Raw genomic sequence first — 19,874 nt, forward strand, 5'->3', positions numbered from 1 at the left:
GTATAAATTGTATTAATATGTAAAAATTATATTTTATAAGATAATTATACATGTAAAATTGCTTAAAAACTAGCTACTAAGCTATTAAAATATCTTTACTTAATAGCTAGTCATTTATCTAATTAATCATTCATTACCTATCTAATACCTATTTATTACCTTTAACCAACAAACCAATTATAAATCAAAATTTCTATTTATCTTTAAGTGACATTAATTTCTCTTTTATTTCTTTAATTTGTGCTTTTGTTGTTTCACTAGAATCATATGGAGATTGATTAGCTCTATCAGAATCTATAACATCTTGATTGTAATAGATAAATCCTAAAGATTCGCCATCTTCTAAGTTTTGTATTATAAATTCTTCATCTTCTTTATTTCTGATTTTGTTACCTACAACAAATACCTTATTTACGCCTATATCATGACCAAGTTTTTTAACTTTTCTATAGGTTTGTAGACTTCTTTCACCTGGCTCTACAACTACTATAAAAGCATCTACACCTTGAGCTGTTCCTCTTCCTAAGTGTTCAATTCCAGCTTCCATATCCATAACAACTACATCTTTATTTTGTAGTATTAAATGAGAACAGAGTCTTTTTAAAAGAACATGCTCTGGGCATACACATCCAGTACCACCAGAATCTACTGTTCCTAATGTAAGTAATCTCACTCCATTGTATTCTTTACAGAAATTTTCAGGTATATCGTCTACTTTAGGATTCATCTTAAACATTTTTCCAAATGAACCTACAGAAGCTGCTGTTCTATCTGAAACTAACTTTTTCATTTCTGATATAGGTACTATTGATTCATATACTTCTTTTGGAAAACCTAGTGCTAAAGCTAAATTAGCATCAGGGTCGGCATCAACAGCAACAACTCTGTATCCGTCTTCAGCAAACATTCTAGAGAGCATTGAAGAAAAAGTCGTTTTACCTACTCCACCTTTACCTGTTATTGCTATCTTCATAATCCCTACCACCTTTATTACTATTTGCTTTTTATTTTATTTATTTATTTTTTAGTGTAGTTATCTATTTTTTAAACACTAAAAATAAACTACAGCTAGTCCTTACAGGAACCAATTACATTTACCCTACTAGCTTTTCAAAGCAGCATGTATAGTTTTAGTATTCTTCATTATATTGTTTATATTTTATTTATTCAGTATATTCATTGTATTTCGATATTATTTTCTTTAATATTTGACTTTATTCAACCATAAAATCTTCATTTAGATATAAAATCGTTTTTTCTAAGCCTCTAGCCATTTTCTAAGCTTCTGCTTCAACGCCCATTTTTTCTTCAACTAATGCTTCGAAGTGAACACGTTTCTTTTCTATATCTTCTATTATTGTAGCTGCTAACTCTTTTGGATTTGTATTTACAGTAAATGTTGCACCAACTTTATCTTTTAATTCGCTAGTTAATATATCTACTGCTCTTGAAGAACCAGCTATTGGAGGCATTATTCCTAGATAAGTGTCTATACCAGAAGCTACAACATAACATCCTATAGCAACTGCTTTTTCTGACATCCACTCTGGAGCTATACCTACAACTGGAAGGTCACACATATCCATATCTAAGTATTTAGCTGCTGCTCCAACTAAATCTAATATACGGCTTATATCAACGCAAGAACCCATATGTAGTACTGGTGGGATTCCTACTAATTTACAGACAGTTGCAAGACCTTTACCTGCATATTTTTCTGCTGCATCAGTTTCCATTAAACCAAATTTTGCTGCTGCTGAAGCACCACATCCTGTAGTAACTACTATTATGTCGTTTTTAATTAACTCTTTCATTATTGTTACATGAGCTTCATTTGAAACTCCTTTAGCGTTGTTACATCCAACTACACCAGCTGCTCCTCTTAATACTCCAGATTTTAAACAGTCTGTTAATGGCTTAACTGTTCCTGCTGGGTCTATATGAGAGTTTACAACTCTGTCTAATTGATTTACTACTGCTTCTACACTATACCCAACTGTTGCCCCTGATTTTAATTCAGGTATAAGTACTTTTGATTTATCTCTATTTTTAAAGTTTAAGATTGCTTCTTTAACTATTGATTTAGCATCATCAAGAGCTTGTTCTTCTCTGAATTCAATATAAGTTGAACCTGTTATTTTAGCTTTTGGAGAAGTTGTTACAAATTTAGTATGGTAACAATCTGCTACTCTAGCTAGTGCAGGGAATATACATTGAACGTCAACTATTACAGCTTCAACTGCTCCAGTTACTATTGCAAGTTCTTGTTGGTGGAAGTCTCCTGCTATTCTTACACCATGTCTCATTGTGATTTCATTACCTGTACAACACATACCAGCTAAGTTTATTCCATCTGCTCCAACTTCTTTAGCTAAAGCTACTAAATCTGGTTCTTCTGAAGCTAAAACTATCATTTCTGATAATGCTGGCTCATGTCCATGTAATATTATATTAACTTTATTTTCTTCTAATACTGCTAAGTTAGCTTCTGTTCTTCTTGGTACTGGAGTTCCAAATAAGATATCGCTTAGACGAGTACCTATCATAGAACCACCCCAACCATCAGCCATAGAAGTTCTTAGACTCATGTGTATTAAACTATCTATATCACCAGTACATCCTATATGAGTAGAGTGCATTATTGTTGCAATTTCTCTATCTATAGCTCTTGGTTCTATAGCATATTCTTTCCATATTTTTTGTCTTGGTTCTGGTGCATTTTTTATAAATCTTAATGTCCCAAAAGGTTTACCAAATTCCATTAATGCAATTTCTGCCACTTCATGTGCTACATCATAGATATCTCTACCTTCTGTTTCTACATCCCATTCTTTAGCTAAAGTAATTAACTTAGCTTCGTCTCTTATTTTATAGTTTCCATTTGGATCAGCTAATGCTAATGTATGTGCTATATCTCTAGCATGGTCTGAATGGGCAGCTGTCCCACCAGCAACCATTCTTGCAAAGTTTCTACCTACTATAGTATGCTCATCTGCTCCACATAACCCTCTTGGAGTTTTAGGACTTATTCTACATGGTCCCATTCCACATATTCTACAGCAAACCCCTTGAAGACCAAAACCACATTGTGCTTTAAAGCCTGCTTTTCTATCATACATTGTTTCTACGCCTTCTTCTCTAGCTTTTGCTATCATCTTCTGGCTGTTTAAATCAATTGTTAACATTTTTTCATCCATATTCCTATCCCCTTTTTTTGATTTTTAAAATCCCCCAGGTGACTGACTTCATGTCATAAAATAATAAAATAAATGCTTTCTAAGTTGATTATATACTAATTTTCAGCACTTTGCTTTAGATTTAAATATTTTTTTAACAAAATTAGATAATACATAAAAATTTTATTTTTAATGCCTAATTTAAGTTAATTTAACTGCTTATTTTTGGCTATTTTTTAATACTTAAGCCTACTTTTTTGATACTTTAGTTTAATTAAATTATGTTTTGATTTTTTAAAATCAATTTTGAATTATTTCTAGTCAATTTTTTGATATTACATCTTATTTGTGTGTTTGTTATTTCTCACTACTTTTTTGGACTTGTTACAGATTTTTACTCCCTATACCATAATTAGTAAAAACTTCTTAGAATAGCATTTTTTGGACTAATTTTTTGAATTTTTTTATTTTTCCTACTTTAATATTAATTATAGCTTCAAATTGAACATTTGTATATATTCATTTGAAGCTATAATTATTTTTTATATAAAATTTTTTTAATATTGCATTAATTCAGATATTATGACTACTTTTTATCTTTTAACGCATCTATTTTACACACTTAATGTTTTTATTTCATACTTTTCGCTACAATAGCTCCATATGCAATAGAGTATAATTTAGATTCATGTGAATCAGCTCTTGATACTAAAACTATAGGAGCTTTTGCACCCATAATTATACCTGCTGATTTAGAATCTGCCATATATGTAAAGGCTTTTCCTATTCCATTACCAACTTCTATTGTTGGAACCAGTATAATATCTACATCTCCAGATACTTCACTCTTAAATCCTTTTATCTCACTAGCTTCTTTTGAAACTGCTAAGTCAAAAGCTAAAGGACCTTCTACAATTACATTATCTCCAAATTCTCCTGCTTGACAAGCTTTTGCTAACATATCTGCATCTACAGTAGCTTGCATTTTAGGATTTACTTTTTCCTTAGCTGCTAAGCATGCAACTTTTACAGTTTCCATACCTAAAGATTTTGCTGCTTTTATAGAATTTTTTAATATTTTTGCCTTTTGTTCATAGTCAGGAGCTATATTCATTCCTCCATCTGTAGTTATCAACAGCTTATGGTATTTTTCTAACTCATATACCATAACATGGCTTAATAAACTATCAGTTCTAAGACCATAATCTTTATTTAACACTTCTTTTAATATAACAGATGTATCTAATAATCCTTTCATTACAAAATCAGCTTCTTTACTTGATACTAATTTAACTGCTATTTCAGCACAGTCTTTAATATCATCCTTGTCAATAATTTTAATTCCACCCAAATCAAATTCTATTTCTTTTGATATTTCTCTTATCTTTCCTTCATTTCCAACTAATATAGGAGTAATTATATTTCTTTCTACAGCATCCTTTATCGCCATTAAAACTTCTTTGTCGTGAGCTGCTGCTACAGAAAGTACTATTTTTTCTCCTCCTTTAAGCTGCTCTAAAATATCATCTAATTTCTTTATCAAAAGTAACCCCTCCCTTATATATATTTAACTAAATAATACCATATTTGATATATCTTTTCTCAATTTATTTTTTATGTTCTAAAAAATTTGTATAACTAAAATCTGCTTTAATATTTAATTATTACAAGTTCAAGATATTTATGAAATATAATATTACAAAGAGTAAATAAAGGTAAAAAGCTCCCAAACGAAGTAAATAAAAAAGTGGTACAACATAATAAATGTTCTACCACTCTTAATTAATAAAAATTTAATAACATCAAATAAAACTCACTAACATCAAATCCAACCTAATAAAATAAAACCTAATAGAATCTAATACAGTTTAACAACATTCTTACTTGTTTATACCAAGCTCTCTTAAACAAGCAATCGTAATCTCATCCTGTGGATTTAATTCATAAGCTCTTTCTATATAGTAAGTTGCATCATCAATATCACCATTGTTTAAGTAAGCCATACCTAAATTACAAAGAATTTCTGGGTCTTCTTTTATCTTGGCAGCTTGCTCAAAATACTCTATGGCTTTATCTAAATTATTTTTAGAAGCTTCACAAAGCCCTAATTCAACTATAGCATCTACTTGCTTAGGTTTTATTACTAATATCTTCTCAAAATACATTTTAGCCTGCTCTATTTCGCCCATACCCTTATATCCTAGTCCTATCATAAACAGTAAATTCCACCAATCCATATGTTCTTCTTCTAATGGCAGTAGTTTTTCTAATCCTTCTTTGAACTTACCATGGAATATAAGTGTATATCCTTCTTCATACTGTACTTTAAAATCCATCTTTCCTAAATTTTCTTGTATTTCAGCCACTAAGTCAGCATCTAGACCTAATCTTAATGCATCTTCCCATGTCAGTTTAGTCTTCAAATATTGACCTTGATTATAATAATGATAACCTAAATGATAATAACCTAATGCAAAATCACTATCAATATCTATTATCTTTTCAAGTTTGGCCATCGCTTCAAGTAAAAATGCATTCATAGCTTTATCATCTAGGTCTTTTTGATATTGTTTTGCTATCTCTTGGCACACAATTGCATAATTATACATTGCATCTAAATCATCTGGATACATAGTTATAAATGCTTTTATATATATTAAAGAATCTGTATGTTCACCAATCTCAAAGTACTTTCTAGACATGTATCCCATATATGCTTTTAAATCTAAGTTAATATCCTTAGCCAAAGCATCTAAAAACTTTTCATATTCTCCATTGTTTTTAAATTTACTATCTATACCAATTATATATATCATTGCATCTGCTATAGACATTGAGTTTAACTTATCTTGAGCAGTTTTTTCTTTTATTCCTTTTACTAGTACCTCATTTTTTATAGGTACATCTAGTCCACCTTTTGGCACATCATAACTCTTTAATTTAAATTCTCCACCATGCTTTATAGTTATAAAAGCTAGTTCTTCTGCCTTCTTTAGCAAATATTTTTCTATTTTAAAATCCATTTTTTCCTCCTAAATACTTAAATTTCTACTTTATGAGTTTTAGATTTCTCAAATATTTTTTTATCATCGTATTCAAATAAGACTATGTTTTCTTCTTCTCTTATTTCTGTATTTATATTATTTTTTAAATCCACAATATTAAATTTAAACGATTCAAAATGAACATATTTTATTATATGTTTTGCTGGTTTATCAACAAAATTAGGTAGATATGTTGATAAGTTATCATTATCTTGTAAAAATACATGACATCTATTCTTAAAGTCATCCACATCTAACTTATTAAAAAACTGTGGTATATTTGATGTCTTACCTAGCGAAATATAGTCATATTTTAATATATCATTAAATACATCATTGTCTATATTTATTTTTTCATTATAGAAGTCCAGTAATATTTTGTATAATTGATTTTTCCCCTGTGCCAAGTCAAAATACCCATTTTCATCAAAGTACTTAGCAAAAGTTTCAAAAAATTTAAAAGGACTTTGTTTGTAAAATCTGCCTATAACATATCTCATAGACAACACAAAGTTTTTAGAATTGTAGTATCTCTCAAGTATATCTTCTATATCCTTTAATTTCAATGTTTCTTCATAGCTTATATAATTATTGTATAAAAACTCATATGGAGCATAATCCTTATATTTAAATCCATGCTCATCTGCTACCTTTCTCATACCTGTACCCTTAATCATCTTTAAGAAGCCTAATTGTAAGTGTTCTATCCCTAGATTAAATACATCATTAAATGAGTTCTCAAAGCTTTCATAATCCTCATAAGGAAGTCCTGCAATTAAGTCTAAGTGCTGATGTATATTTCTATAAGATGCTACTGTCTGCACAACATGAGATAACTTTTTAAAATCATCTCTTCTTCCTACTGCATCAAGTGTTTTTTCATTTGTTGACTGCACTCCTATTTCAAACTGGAAAAGCCCTTCTTTACAATCAGCCAAAAACTCAAGCATCTTGTCATCTATCAAATATGCTGTAACTTCAAAATGATAGGTTGTATATCCATTATCATTTTTCATAAGAAAATCCATAATTTCCATAGCCACTTTTTTATTTGCATTAAAAGTTCTATCAATAAATTTAATTTGTGAGACTCTTGCATCTATTAAAGCTTTTAAATCTCTTTTTATTCTATCTAAGCTGAAATATCTCAGACCAGGAATGGTAGAAGATAAGCAGTATTGACAATTAAACGGGCAACCTCTTGACGACTCATAATATACTATTCTATTTTCATATTCCTTTGGATTTAAATTTTCATAAGGACTAGGAATCTCGTCCAAATTTTGAAGAAGTTCCATAGGTTTATTTGCTATTATCTCACTTCCTTGTCTATATACCAATCCGTCTACATTTTTTATTTCTTTCTTTCCTTTAAGATGAAGCACTAAATCTCTAAAGATTAATTCTCCTTCTCCATAAAGTATATAATCTACAAAATCGTATTTTTTCATTGCCTCATAGCTATCATAACTCACTTCTGGACCGCCCAAAGCTATTTTAGTATTTGGTCTAATTTTTTTTAGATTATCACAAAGTTTAACTATATCTCCTATATTCCAGATATATGTTGAGAACAAAATTATATCATATTCATTTTTGTATATATCTTTTAAAATATAATCTAAGTCATTGTTTATCGTATATTCTTTCATGTCAACTTCTATTAAATCCCTTACAAATTCTTTTAGGTATCTTATAGCTAAATTTGTATGAATAAACTTAGAATTCAACGTTGTTAATAAAATTTTCAAATATTTCTCACCTCTTTTTAATATTATACTGCTTTTTGTACCCCTTATAGGTTAAAATAGTATATGTAAAGTCTATATAACATTTATATAATTAGATTATTAATTTCAAGTAATATGAGGAAAGGAAGTTTTTTATGGAATTAATTGAAAAAGTATCTATCAACTCTTTATCAAAAAGAGATTTACTGCTTATTATAAAGTCTCTTGAATACACTAATGAAAATACCCAAATTAGTGATTTTATCGACCTTAGAAATAATATAGTAAAAGAATTATGTTTCTTAACTGACACTAAAGAAAAAGATTTTTTGGATTACTTAGAAAAAAACAGTAATCTCTAGTAACCTAAACCTTTTTAAACTTTAATATATAAATACCTGATTTAGAATTTATCTTTATGCTTAATATATTATCACTAAAGGTTTTCGACATAACTGTTATTTGATTAAATATGGGGTCTATTGTAGTATCGCCTTCTTCAAGGCTTATAAGACCTCTTGGGTCTATTTTTTTATTATACATTTTAACCCCAATTTTATATTTTCTCAACTTAACAACATATTCTGACATAGAAAAAATAAAATCTATATTATCTTCGTTTAATTCAGTCTCTTCACCTAAAATAGATAATATAGATTTTTTTATGCTTTTAATTCCTTCATTTTCTACATTTCTGTCTTCTATATAAATATCATATAAAATATTTAAAACACTTGGTAGAATACTTTCTTCATCATAATCTTCATATTTTAAATCAATATATTTATCAATTAATTGTATTGTGCTTATCCTTGCCATCTGAAACTTTACAATATCAGACTTGTCTAATTCTATAGAAAAACCTATTATCTTGTCTTTAATATTTTGTAGTAATTCGACATATTCAATTTTACTGTTATTTATAAGATTGTGCATGATAGAATTATACGCTACAGAACTTAATAAATAATCAAATAAGGATTCTTCTTTTTTAAAGTAACTCACATATTTTTTTATTAGTTTAACAACCTCATCTTCACTTTTTTGAATATTAGTATTTGATAAAATTAATGGTAATAAAATATTTAAAAAATTGACATTACCTATTTTTTCTCCATAAAATCTAAAGTAAATAAGTTCATCTTTCAATCTCTTTTCGTCTATATATACACATCTTTGAGTTTTATCATCTATTAAGGATTTTGTATTTATTATAATTAAATCTTTAAGAGCCTTACTTCCATTATTAAAAGAAGATGTGTAGACTTTTTTTATTAATACGTCATTCATAAATATATCCTTTCTCAAAAACTTAATTTAAATATCCTGCTATTAAAAAAAAAGAGACAGCCCGTTAAGAAGCTGTCATATATAGGGGGATAGTAGTGTACAAAAATCATTGTAATCTACTATCTATATATTATTATACGATACTACTTTTTTATATGTAAAGCATCAGTTTTCGACATCCCTATATTCTACAGTTATACAAATTGCGTACTAAGTTCAATTTTATTCTTTTTATTTCAACATTTTATTGTGTTACATTCTTTCTGGAGCGTGCATTCCCAACAGTTTCAGAGAATTTTCTAAAGTTTGCTTTGTAGCTAGCACCAAGGCAAGTCTCGATTTTCTAATCTCTAAATTTTCCACTAAAATTGGATTGTCATGATAAAATTTATTGAACGCTTGAGCTAAATCTAGCATAAATCTTGTAACTATGTGTGGCTCATTCTTCTTTAGAGCAAGTAAAATATTTTTATTAAATGATTCTATAACTCTAAGAACTTCTGCACTATCTTCGTCAGCCAATAGACTATAATCTATATCAGAAGTGATTTTTTCTTCTGCTTTTCTTAAAACTGCACAGCATCTAGCATGTGTATATTGAACATATGGTCCAGTCTCTCCATCAAAGCTCAATGTTCTTTCCCATGAGAAAGTATAGTCTTTTATTCTACTATTAGATAGTTCTTGGAATACTACAGCCCCAACACCTACTTGTTTAGATATTTCATCTACATTTTTAGCATCTGGATTTTTAGCTAGTATAATATCCTTAGTTTTATCTATAGCTTGATTTAATGCATCTTCTAAAAATACAACTCTTCCTTTTCTAGTTGACATAGTCCCTTCTTCAAGAGCTACCATACCAAATCCAACATGCACCAAGTCTTTTGCCCATTCATATCCCATAAGCTCAATTACTTTAAACCATTGTTGGAAGTGTAGGTTTTGTTGAGAACCAACTACATATATACACTTATCAAAATCATAAGTTTCTTTTCTATATATTGCAGCAGCTAAATCTCTTGTCATATATAATGTTGAACCATCATTCTTAGTAATAAGTGCTGGTGGCATCTTATATTCTTCTAAATCAACGATTCTTGCACCTTTAGACTCTTGTAAAAGATTTTTTTCTTCTAATAATTCTATCACTCTATCCATCTTATCAGAATAGAAACTTTCACCTGCTAAAGAATCAAATTCTATATCTAAAAGTTTATATACTCTACTAAATTCTTTTAGACTTTCATCTCTAAACCACTGCCATAATTCTTTTGCTTCTTCATCACCATTTTCTAATTTAGTAAACCATGCTCTTGCTTCATCTTCCATTTCTGGATGTTGTTCAGCTTCCTCGTGGAATCTTACATATAATTTCAATAATTCTGGGATTGGATTAGATTCTACTACTTCCTTTTCTCCCCACTTTTTAAAGGCCACTATTAACTTACCAAATTGAGTTCCATAGTCACCTAAATGATTTATTCTTATAGTTTTGTATCCTTGTGATTCATATATCTTATATAGAGCATTACCTATTACTGTAGTTCTTATATGCCCTATATGGAAAGGTTTTGCTATATTTGGAGAAGAGTATTCAACTATTACAGTTTTATCTTTTCCAAAATCGCTACAACCATAATTTTCTTTTTCATCTAATACTTTTTTGATTACAGTTTCTGCTAATTGAGATTTGTTTACAAAAAAATTCACATATCCGCCTAGTTGTATTACTTTTGTTATCTCTCCACTAGCTTCTATACTTTCTGCTAATTCACTTGCTATCATGTTTGGAGCTTTTCTAAATACTTTAGCTAGTTTAAAGCATGGAAAAGCATAGTCACCCATGTCCTTATTTGGTGGAACTTCTATAAGTGCCTCTATCTCTTCTATCGACAATTCTTCTATTTTCTCTTTAAGGCAATTTGATATTGCTACCTTGAAATCTTGCATCTTGTTGCTCCTCTCTACATTGTTCCTGGTTTATATTGTGCTTATCTCTTTATGTTAAATCAAATTCCGTGTTTTTTCAAGTATTTCATTACAGGGCAAAACACTTTAATAATTATGTTTTCTGTATATATTAAAAATACTATAATTACAGTTTTTATCCATACCATTATTGACTTTCTATAAGTCTTTTTCACTCTTAACTTTTATTCCTTCTTCTTCTAGTAACTTTGCTGTAATACCTTTCCCTGGTATTTTTTTACCTGAAAAACTACCATCATACACTAGATTACATCCACAAGAGGGGCTACCCTCTTTTAGTATTGCTTCGCTACATACATATAATTTTGCTATTTTTAGAGTTTCTTCAGCCCCTCTTACAAAGTTTTCTGTTACATCTTTATAATCTTCTTTTGTGATTACTTTCCCACCAACTATCTCAGCAGGTGGTCTTGGTGTAGATAGACCACCTAACTGTTCTGGACATACAAGGATAAAGTCTTTACCTTTTAGGTATTCTTTTACTTCTTTATTTTCATTATTATCGCCACTATATTTACAATTTATTCCTATTAAACATGCAGATACTAATATCATAAAAATGTGCTCCTATACAAATTATTTTAGTTTAACAATTGTTACTCCTGCTCCACCTTCTCCATACTGGCCACCTCTTTGTGATTTTACATGTCTATTTTTTCTTAAAATATCTTGTAGTCCTGCTTTTAGCACTCCTGTACCAATTCCATGTATTACTGTTACAGATTCTAGCCCTGCTACATATGCATCATCTAGATATTTTTCAACTTCCATTATAGCTTCTTCTAAATTTAAACCTCTAAGGTCAACTTCACTTTTTATATTTCCAGATTTTGCCCTTATGATATTTCTTGTTGATTTAGTAACATTTTTTGAAACATCCTTGTGAGATTTTTGTAACGATTTAAAAGGTAGAGTCATCTTCATTATACCAATTTGCACTACTGCTTCTTTTCTCTTTTTGTCTACAGAAACCACACTACCATTTTGATTTAAAGTTATTACTTTAACTTCTTCTCCTGGTTTTAGGTCTTTTATTTCTTTACTTGAAACCTTTGGAACTATCATACTTTTTACTGTTGGTTGAAGACTTCCCATAGAACTAGTCAATTCTTTTCTAAGTTCTTCTATTTTACGATTTTTTTCTTTAGAAGCTCTTTCTTGTTCTAAACTTCTAAGTTCCTTTATTATAAGGTCTACTTCTTCCTTAGCTTGTCTTGTTATTGAAAATGCTTCTGATTTAGCCTTTTCAATCATCTTATCTCTTTGAGTAACTAATTTTTCAAGTTTTTCGTCGTATTCTACTTTTAGTCTTTCTATCTCTTCCTTCAGTCTTTCAGCTTCTTCTCTATCTTCAATAGCTTTGATTCTATTCTTTTCAACATTTTGTAATACATCTTCTAAAGCTATGTTATCTGTATTTATATATTCTTTGGCACGTGAAATTACATAGTCACTAAGTCCAAGCTTTCTGGAAATCTCAAACGCATTTGATTTTCCAGGAACACCTATGAGTAACTTATATGTTGGACTTAAAGTTTCTATATCAAATTCAACTGCTGCGTTTTCTACACCAGATTTAGTAAGAGCATAATTTTTAAGCTCACTATAGTGAGTAGTTGCTATACATTTCGCTCCTACAGAGTTTATATCTTCTAATACTGCTATTGCAAGTGCAGCTCCCTCAACAGGGTCTGTTCCTGCTCCTAATTCGTCAAATATAACTAAAGAGTCTGCTGTTACGTTTTTTAGTATTGATACTATGTTTGTCATGTGAGATGAAAATGTAGATAAACTTTGCTCAATACTTTGTTCATCTCCTATATCTGCAAATACATTATCATATACACACATACTACTTCCATAATCAGCAGGTATGTGAAGTCCACTTTGTGTCATAAGCGCAAATAAGCCTACAGTTTTTATTGTAACTGTTTTACCACCTGTATTTGGACCTGTTATTACCAATGTGTGGAAGTCTCTTCCTAAATAAATAGTATTTGCCACTACTTTTTTCTTATCTAATAGTGGATGTCTTCCATTTTTTATATTTAAATATTTATCCTCATTTAATGTAGGTTCTATACCTCTCATTTGTATAGAAAGTTTTCCTTTTGAAAATGCAAAGTCTAATCTTCCAAGTATCTCTTGATTGGAAATCAAATCTTCACTTACTTCTCCAACCATTGCAGAAAGTTCTGATAAAATTCTCTCTATCTCTTCTTGCTCTCCTAATTTTAGCTGTCTTAACTCATTATTCATCTCTACTATAGTCATTGGCTCTATAAAAAGTGTCGCACCAGAAGATGACTGGTCATGTACTATACCAGCTACTTGCGACCTATATTCAGATTTTACAGGTACTACAAATCTATCACCTCTTAGAGAAATTATGGCATCTTGTAAGTATTTTTGATAAGTAGTTGAACTTATTATTGAATTTAATTTAGACCTAATGGATTGATTTTTTTGAGCTATTCTTCTTCTGATATCTCTAAGTGTACTTGAGGCATTGTCAGATATTTCTACTTCACTTATTATTGCATTGTATATCTGTTCTTCTATATCTTTATATACATATAGAGAATTTGATAGAGATTGTATTATTGGATAATTAAAATCTTCTTCATCACTGCTAGACAGACTATTTTTTAATCTTCTAGCTACTCTTAAAGTATCCGCTATCATAATTAAACTTCCAGGGTCAAGAGATGCACCTATATAGGCTCTTTTAACCTTATCTTCTATATCATGAATACCATCCAAACCTACTGAACCTCTCTTTATAATAATTGATTGAGCTTCACTAGTTTCTTCTAGCATGGACTTTACTTCTACAAAATCAGTATTTGGAACTAAACTTTCTATATATTTTAGACCTAAAGAAGATGAGGCTTTCTTCTTTAATAAATCTATTATTTTATTGTATTCTAGAACTCTTAACGATTTCTCATTCATTTTTCTATATTCACCATCCTCAATATTTTAACTTTTTTCTTTAATATCTAAAATGTATGCTTTCCAAGCATTTTCAATAAAAACTGCAAGTTTTATTTCTTTTTTATTTCTAAATTTATTATATTTTTTCTCTTTTAGATATATTTTAAACATATTTTGTATTATACTATGTATGTAGCTATCTATATATTATACATAAACATGCTTTATTTGTAATATAATCTGTTAAAAAAATCTTCTTTAATATTTTTTAAAGGAGTTTATTTTAGCTTATTTTATAAAAATAGCTACTTATATAGATAAATTAAGGAGGAACACAAGTCATGGGAAACGTATTAGAAGGATTAAAGCCAGAAAATGTTTTTAAAAACTTTGAGAAAATATCTCAAATTCCTAGAGGTTCTGGAAACGAGAAAGGCATAAGTGATTATTTACTTAGCTTTGGTAAAAATTTAGGGCTTGAAACTATCCAAGATGAAAGTTTAAACATAATAATAAGAAAGCCTGCTACAAAAGGATATGAAAATTGTCCAGGAGTAGTTCTTCAAGGACATATGGATATGGTTTGTGAAAAAGAAAAGAATGTTGAACATGATTTTCTTAAGGACCCTATAAAATTAAGAATTAATGGTGATATGATATACGCTACTGGAACTACTCTTGGAGCTGACAATGGTATCGCTGTTGCTATGGGTATGGCTATATTAGAAGATAATACTTTAGAGCATCCAGCATTGGAAGTTTTAGTTACTGTTAATGAAGAAGATGGTATGAACGGTGCTGATGCATTAGACCCAAGCTTAATCAAAGGTCAATATATCTTAAACATGGACTCCGAGGAAGAAGGATACCTGTTAGTTAGTTGTGCTGGTGGTAAAACTTGTGTTGTTAGTCTACCTGTTGAGTACAAAGAAGTTGGAGCTGACAAACAAGCTTTATTAGTTGAAGTTACTGGATTATTAGGTGGACATTCTGGTATGGAAATTGTTTTACAAAGAGCAAATGCTAACAAAGCAATAGCTAGAGTATTAAGCGTACTAGATGTTGATTACGAATTGGTTTCAGTTGATGGTGGTACTAAGCATAATGCTATACCTCGTGAAGCTAAGTGTGTAATAGCCGTTGATAAAGCTGATGTTGAATCTGCTAAAAAACAAATAAATGATATTTTAACTGCATTTAAACATGAGTTTACTACTTCTGACCCTGATATGGCTTATTCAGTAGTTGAAACTTCTGCAACTAAAGCTCTTACTAAAGAATGCAAAGAAAAAGTTATTCAAATGTCAAGCTTAACTCCTCACGGTGTTCAATCTGTAAGTCTTGATATAGAAGGTCTAGTTGAAAGTTCTACTAACTTCGCTATAATTGAAACTAAAGAATCTACTATTGAATTCTTAACTTCTGTTAGAAGTTCTGTTATGTCTATTAGAGATGAGATAGCTGATAGAATAAGACTTTTAGCTCAAGCTTTAGGTGCTAACTATGGTCTTACATCTCAATATCCAGCTTGGGAATTTAAAAAAGGTTCTAAATTAGAAAAAATATGTAGTGAAACTTATGAGAAATTAACTGGTAAAGTTCCTACTGTTATGGCTCTACATGCTGGTCTTGAGTGTGGATTATTACTTGATAAACTTCCTCACGCTGAAGCTATCTCTATAGGACCAGATATGTTTGATGTTCATACTCCAAAAGAACACGTTAGTATACCTTCTATTGCTAATGTTTGGGATTATGTTATTGAAATATTAAAATCTATGAACCAATATTAAGACTAAGTTTTAAGAGATTTTAATTCTAAGTAAATCTATATAAAATTAACCCTGTAAATTAAGACTAATGTTAGCATCAAGTTTAATTTTAGTATTAATTTATAGAAATAAAGCCTAATGATGATAATAACATACATCATTAGGCTTTATTATTTTCACTTTAAAAAGATTTATTATATACTTTCTATTTAGAAATTTATTATATTTTTATACTTCATCTTATATAAATTAACACTTCTATTTTATTTACAATTATACAAAACTCGTTTAATTATATCTTATTTCTAATTTCTATAGTAAATCTTTCTAAAAATTATACTTCTACTATTTTAAATTTATTTCTTCCTTGCTTCTTAGAATCATAAAGAGCATCGTCTGCCATTTTGTATAATTCATCATATTTCTGTCCATATTTTGTTATCGCTACACCCATACTTATAGATACACTTTTTCCATTTGGTAACTTTATAAGGTGAATCTGTTCATATACATAATTACATTTAGCGACAAGTTCTTCCTTATTTATTATATCTCTAATGTAGATACTAAATTCGTCTCCACCCAAGCGACCTACAATATCATCTTTTTCAAAACTTCTCTCAAGCATTTTTGCAACATCAATTAATATTTCATCTCCAACTAAATGTCCATAATTGTCATTAATAGACTTAAAATAATCGATATCTAAAATTAGCAAAGCTCCGTTTTTGTTAGGAGATAAAGTCGATAAACTTTCTGCTGTTAACTTTCTAATATATGCTGCATTAAAAATATTTGTTAAACCATCTTTTTGAGCCTTATCCAGTAACCTATCCTTTTCCTCTTTTTCAGAATCAATATTAGATATTTTTCCAATTACATACACTGGTACATTTTTTTCATTATAAATTATTTTTGAAGTAATCCTAATCCAGTGACAATTACCATCAGAGCAGAGAGAATACATTTCAGTAGTCCCATTTTCCTGTGATTTGATTACATCAGAAAACTTTTTACTATATTCTATTTCAACTTCACTCATAGTGCTATTATCACTTTTACTTATACCATAATAAGTACTAATTCCTTTCCCTTTCATAGAAACTATCAATTTATCTTGTCTATAATCATATTCAAAAAAGTATTCACTTGCCATTTCATACACTTCAGAGTGCTTTTTAAGTTCCAAAGAGATTTTCTGATTCATACTTTTACGTGTATGCAAGCTCCATGCCATACCTCCAATAATACAAAGTAATAAACTAGCAACTATTAAAACAGTTTCAATTGGATTTTGTTGCATAATATAAAGCAGTGAAAAATCTTGTCTATATGTAGTATTTTGATAAATAATTGATTGCATCTTTTCTGATGGAATACTTATAATAGCTTTATTAAATATACCCAATAATTCCTGCTTATTTGGTTTAACCATACCAAAGCAAATACTCTGTGGCTCATAAGTCTGTGGAACTAAACGTACATTTTTGTACTTAGGTTGATTCATATAGTACTGTATAGAATAGCCTTCTCCATAAGTATAATCTACATCTCCCTTGTTGACGGCTTCTATACACTCTTCCAAAGTATCATACCATACAACATCTCCCTTAAAATAATTATCATAAATGATACCTTTAGGTAGAGCTAGACGTTTTCCATCCAAACTATTCTCATTTAATTTATTGTTAATCATCATAATGTATTGAGTAGAAACGAATGACCGAGACATAGTTACATTGTGTTTACGAGAATTTTCATAATCATAAATCATTCCTGCTACAATATCAATTTCATGATTTTCAGTCATTTTGTTCAAATCTTTTTGGGACTTTACAGGTACTAGTTCAAATTTCAGTCCAGTTTTGTCAGATATATGATTCAATAAATCTATTGATATCCCCTTTAATTCGCCTGTTTTTTCATCTATGTTTTGAAATGGTGGCTTATTTAAAAGTACTCCAACTTTTAATGTATCTATATCTTTAATATATGTAGTTTCATCATCAGACAAAAGCATCTTATTATTTTCTGGTGTAAAATATTTTTCATATAGAGTAGTTGAAAAATATGGGTCTGTCTGTTCAATATTGTTAATTGCTGAGTTGAGCCTTTGAGTTAGGTCTGTATTACCTTTAGGTGTAATAAAATAGAATGGTTTTGGTGAGAATTTAGCTATAGTACGCACACCTTCTATTGGACTCATGCTCACATTAAGCAGTGCATCTGCCTTACCATTCTTTAGTGCTTGTAACTGTTCTTCTTGTGACTTACAATATACTAATTTAGGTGATATTAAATTCATCTTGCAATATTCATTTAATTCTTTAAGCCTAGTATTAGAATTCTCTATTACAGCAATACGAATTTCTTTCATAGATTCTAAACTTATACTATCAATAGCTGTATTTTCATATAATACTTGCAATACTGTATTTACTACTCCATAACTATTACCTGCATAATTATACAATTTTTCCATCTGCTCATTGTATAACATGCCTCCCATTATATCAATCTCACCTTTTTCTAGCATTTTCATTAGTTTTGTAAGAACTTCATTTTCATCTCCAGATACTTGAACAAATTCATAATTCCATCCAGTATATTGCGCAATTTCCAACAAATATTCATATGTATATCCAGAGTATTTACCTTGCTTATCTAGTTCAGTTAGACCTTTTTGAATAGGATAAGCAACCCGAATAGTACGACTATCACTACCTAAAGCATTAACATTAAAAGGAAATATGCCAGAAGTGAATATAGACGCAATTACAATAATTAATAAAAGTAATTTTTTTGAATTCACTATACACTCCTCCATATAATTAAGATTTACAGTGCAAATTACTATATAAATTTTTAGATATGAAAAAATAGATTAGCATATAAAAGGATATAAAAATTTACTTAAAAATTTAAATATCCTTTTATATACAATATATCTAAATTATAACTGATTTATTTGATTATTACAATAAATTTGCTATATTAAATGTATATATTCTCTCGTATTAATCACTAGTATATAATACATTTTAAGTTCTATCTTATTTCAAATTTAGCACTATTTCTATTTACAGTTCTCTTATATTTTACACTTGGGTATCCCAATATAAATGAAGTTATAACTGCTTCATTATCATTCATTCCCAATAATTCCTTTAACTTTGGCTCTACATTTGATGCCATAACGAAAAATCCATTGTAGCACATTCCTAATCCTTGAGAATAAGCCATAAGCTCCATATTAGACGCAGCTAATCCACCATCTACATATACACTTCCTCCTAAAGAAGTATCACCAACAACTACCATAAGTAATGGTGCATCATAAAATAGAGAATCATATCCTTCTTCTTTATATCTTTTGTACATTCTCTTAAATGTATTTTTATACATAGAACGCACAGGGTCTGCATCATCAGTGTTTAATGCCAAGTTATAAAGCCCTTCTATTGCTAATTCTTTTACTTCTTTTAGTTTTTCTTTTACTAATATGTATCTTATAGGTTGTCTATTTCCACCTGTTGGTGTGTATCTTCCTGCTTCTACTATATTTTTTATTTTTTCTTCTTCTACCGCTATGTCTTTATAGCTTCTTATACTTCTTCTAAATTTGATGAAGTTTAGTAATTTTTCAGGCTCTAAATCAAATTTTTCATGATTGAATTCTAATACTTCATTTTTATCAAATCCCTGCATTTCTATTGCATCTGTTGGACATATTGCCATACAGTGACCACAATTAATACAGAGAATATTTTTCACCTTTGCTTTATCTTCTTTAACTCTTATTGCATTTACAAGGCAGTCTGACTCACACATGCCACATCCTACACATTTGTCTAAATTTATGTCTATCATTCCAGCTTATTCCTCCATTTTAAAATTTTCACTCTAGTATAAATCAAATAGTTGTCTAAGTCA

General features: G+C 29.3%; 13 protein-coding genes. 2 read left to right on the forward strand and 11 right to left on the reverse strand.

The genetic code is table 11. The features are described from left to right. Positions 1–193: 193 nt before the first annotated feature. From KGF52_RS02700 to KGF52_RS02720, 5 genes are all read right to left on the reverse strand, one after another. A complete protein-coding gene (locus tag KGF52_RS02700) occupies positions 194–973 on the reverse strand; it encodes an AAA family ATPase (RefSeq protein ID WP_227433452.1) in 780 nt (259 codons plus the stop codon). Between the two features lie 304 nt (positions 974–1,277). After that, entirely contained in the window at positions 1,278–3,197 is a 1,920-nt protein-coding gene (gene cooS / locus KGF52_RS02705; RefSeq protein ID WP_227839058.1) for an anaerobic carbon-monoxide dehydrogenase catalytic subunit, read from the reverse strand. Between the two features lie 610 nt (positions 3,198–3,807). Beyond that, on the reverse strand, positions 3,808–4,719 hold the full coding sequence (locus KGF52_RS02710; protein ID WP_227829465.1) for a bifunctional enoyl-CoA hydratase/phosphate acetyltransferase: 912 nt from the start codon (positions 4,717–4,719) through the stop codon (positions 3,808–3,810). Positions 4,720–5,056: 337 nt separating this feature from the next. Further along, on the reverse strand, positions 5,057–6,199 hold the full coding sequence (locus tag KGF52_RS02715; RefSeq protein ID WP_227839059.1) for a tetratricopeptide repeat protein: 1,143 nt from the start codon (positions 6,197–6,199) through the stop codon (positions 5,057–5,059). A gap of 17 nt (positions 6,200–6,216) precedes the next feature. Then, a complete protein-coding gene (locus KGF52_RS02720) occupies positions 6,217–7,971 on the reverse strand; it encodes a B12-binding domain-containing radical SAM protein (RefSeq protein ID WP_227839060.1) in 1,755 nt (584 codons plus the stop codon). A 134-nt stretch (positions 7,972–8,105) separates the two neighbouring features. Here KGF52_RS02720 and KGF52_RS02725 point away from each other — a divergent pair, with 134 nt between their 5' ends. Continuing rightward, positions 8,106–8,312, forward strand: coding sequence for a hypothetical protein (locus tag KGF52_RS02725; protein ID WP_227433457.1), 207 nt, complete (start codon positions 8,106–8,108; stop codon positions 8,310–8,312). A 4-nt stretch (positions 8,313–8,316) separates the two neighbouring features. Here the strand turns inward: KGF52_RS02725 and KGF52_RS02730 are convergent, their stop codons facing one another. The 4 genes from KGF52_RS02730 to KGF52_RS02745 all read right to left on the reverse strand — a co-directional run bounded on the left by KGF52_RS02730 (position 8,317) and on the right by KGF52_RS02745 (position 14,187). Continuing rightward, positions 8,317–9,240 (reverse strand): hypothetical protein, encoded by a 924-nt coding sequence (locus KGF52_RS02730; RefSeq protein ID WP_227839061.1) that lies wholly within the window; start codon positions 9,238–9,240, stop codon positions 8,317–8,319. 252 nt (positions 9,241–9,492) lie between these two features. Further along, positions 9,493–11,193, reverse strand: a complete 1,701-nt coding sequence (gene argS, locus KGF52_RS02735; RefSeq protein WP_227829461.1) for an arginine--tRNA ligase — start codon at positions 11,191–11,193, stop codon at positions 9,493–9,495. A 177-nt stretch (positions 11,194–11,370) separates the two neighbouring features. Next, positions 11,371–11,787: a DUF523 domain-containing protein gene (locus tag KGF52_RS02740; RefSeq protein WP_227839062.1), complete on the reverse strand. Its 417-nt coding sequence runs from the start codon at positions 11,785–11,787 to the stop codon at positions 11,371–11,373. Positions 11,788–11,808: 21 nt separating this feature from the next. Continuing rightward, on the reverse strand, positions 11,809–14,187 hold the full coding sequence (locus tag KGF52_RS02745; RefSeq protein WP_227839063.1) for an endonuclease MutS2: 2,379 nt from the start codon (positions 14,185–14,187) through the stop codon (positions 11,809–11,811). Between the two features lie 323 nt (positions 14,188–14,510). On the opposite strand from KGF52_RS02745, the gene KGF52_RS02750 reads away from it, so the two are divergent. Then, positions 14,511–15,962, forward strand: coding sequence for an aminoacyl-histidine dipeptidase (locus KGF52_RS02750; protein ID WP_227839064.1), 1,452 nt, complete (start codon positions 14,511–14,513; stop codon positions 15,960–15,962). Between the two features lie 313 nt (positions 15,963–16,275). Here the strand turns inward: KGF52_RS02750 and KGF52_RS02755 are convergent, their stop codons facing one another. Further along, complete coding sequence (locus KGF52_RS02755) at positions 16,276–18,753, reverse strand: diguanylate cyclase domain-containing protein (RefSeq protein ID WP_227839065.1); 2,478 nt, start codon at positions 18,751–18,753, stop codon at positions 16,276–16,278. Positions 18,754–18,989: 236 nt separating this feature from the next. Next, complete coding sequence (locus tag KGF52_RS02760; RefSeq protein ID WP_227839066.1) at positions 18,990–19,811, reverse strand: nitroreductase family protein; 822 nt, start codon at positions 19,809–19,811, stop codon at positions 18,990–18,992. Positions 19,812–19,874 lie beyond the last annotated feature (63 nt).

Origin of the sequence: Clostridioides sp. ZZV15-6597, assembly GCF_020657815.1 — a bacterium.
Taxonomy (GTDB): Bacteria; Bacillota; Clostridia; order Peptostreptococcales; family Peptostreptococcaceae; genus Clostridioides.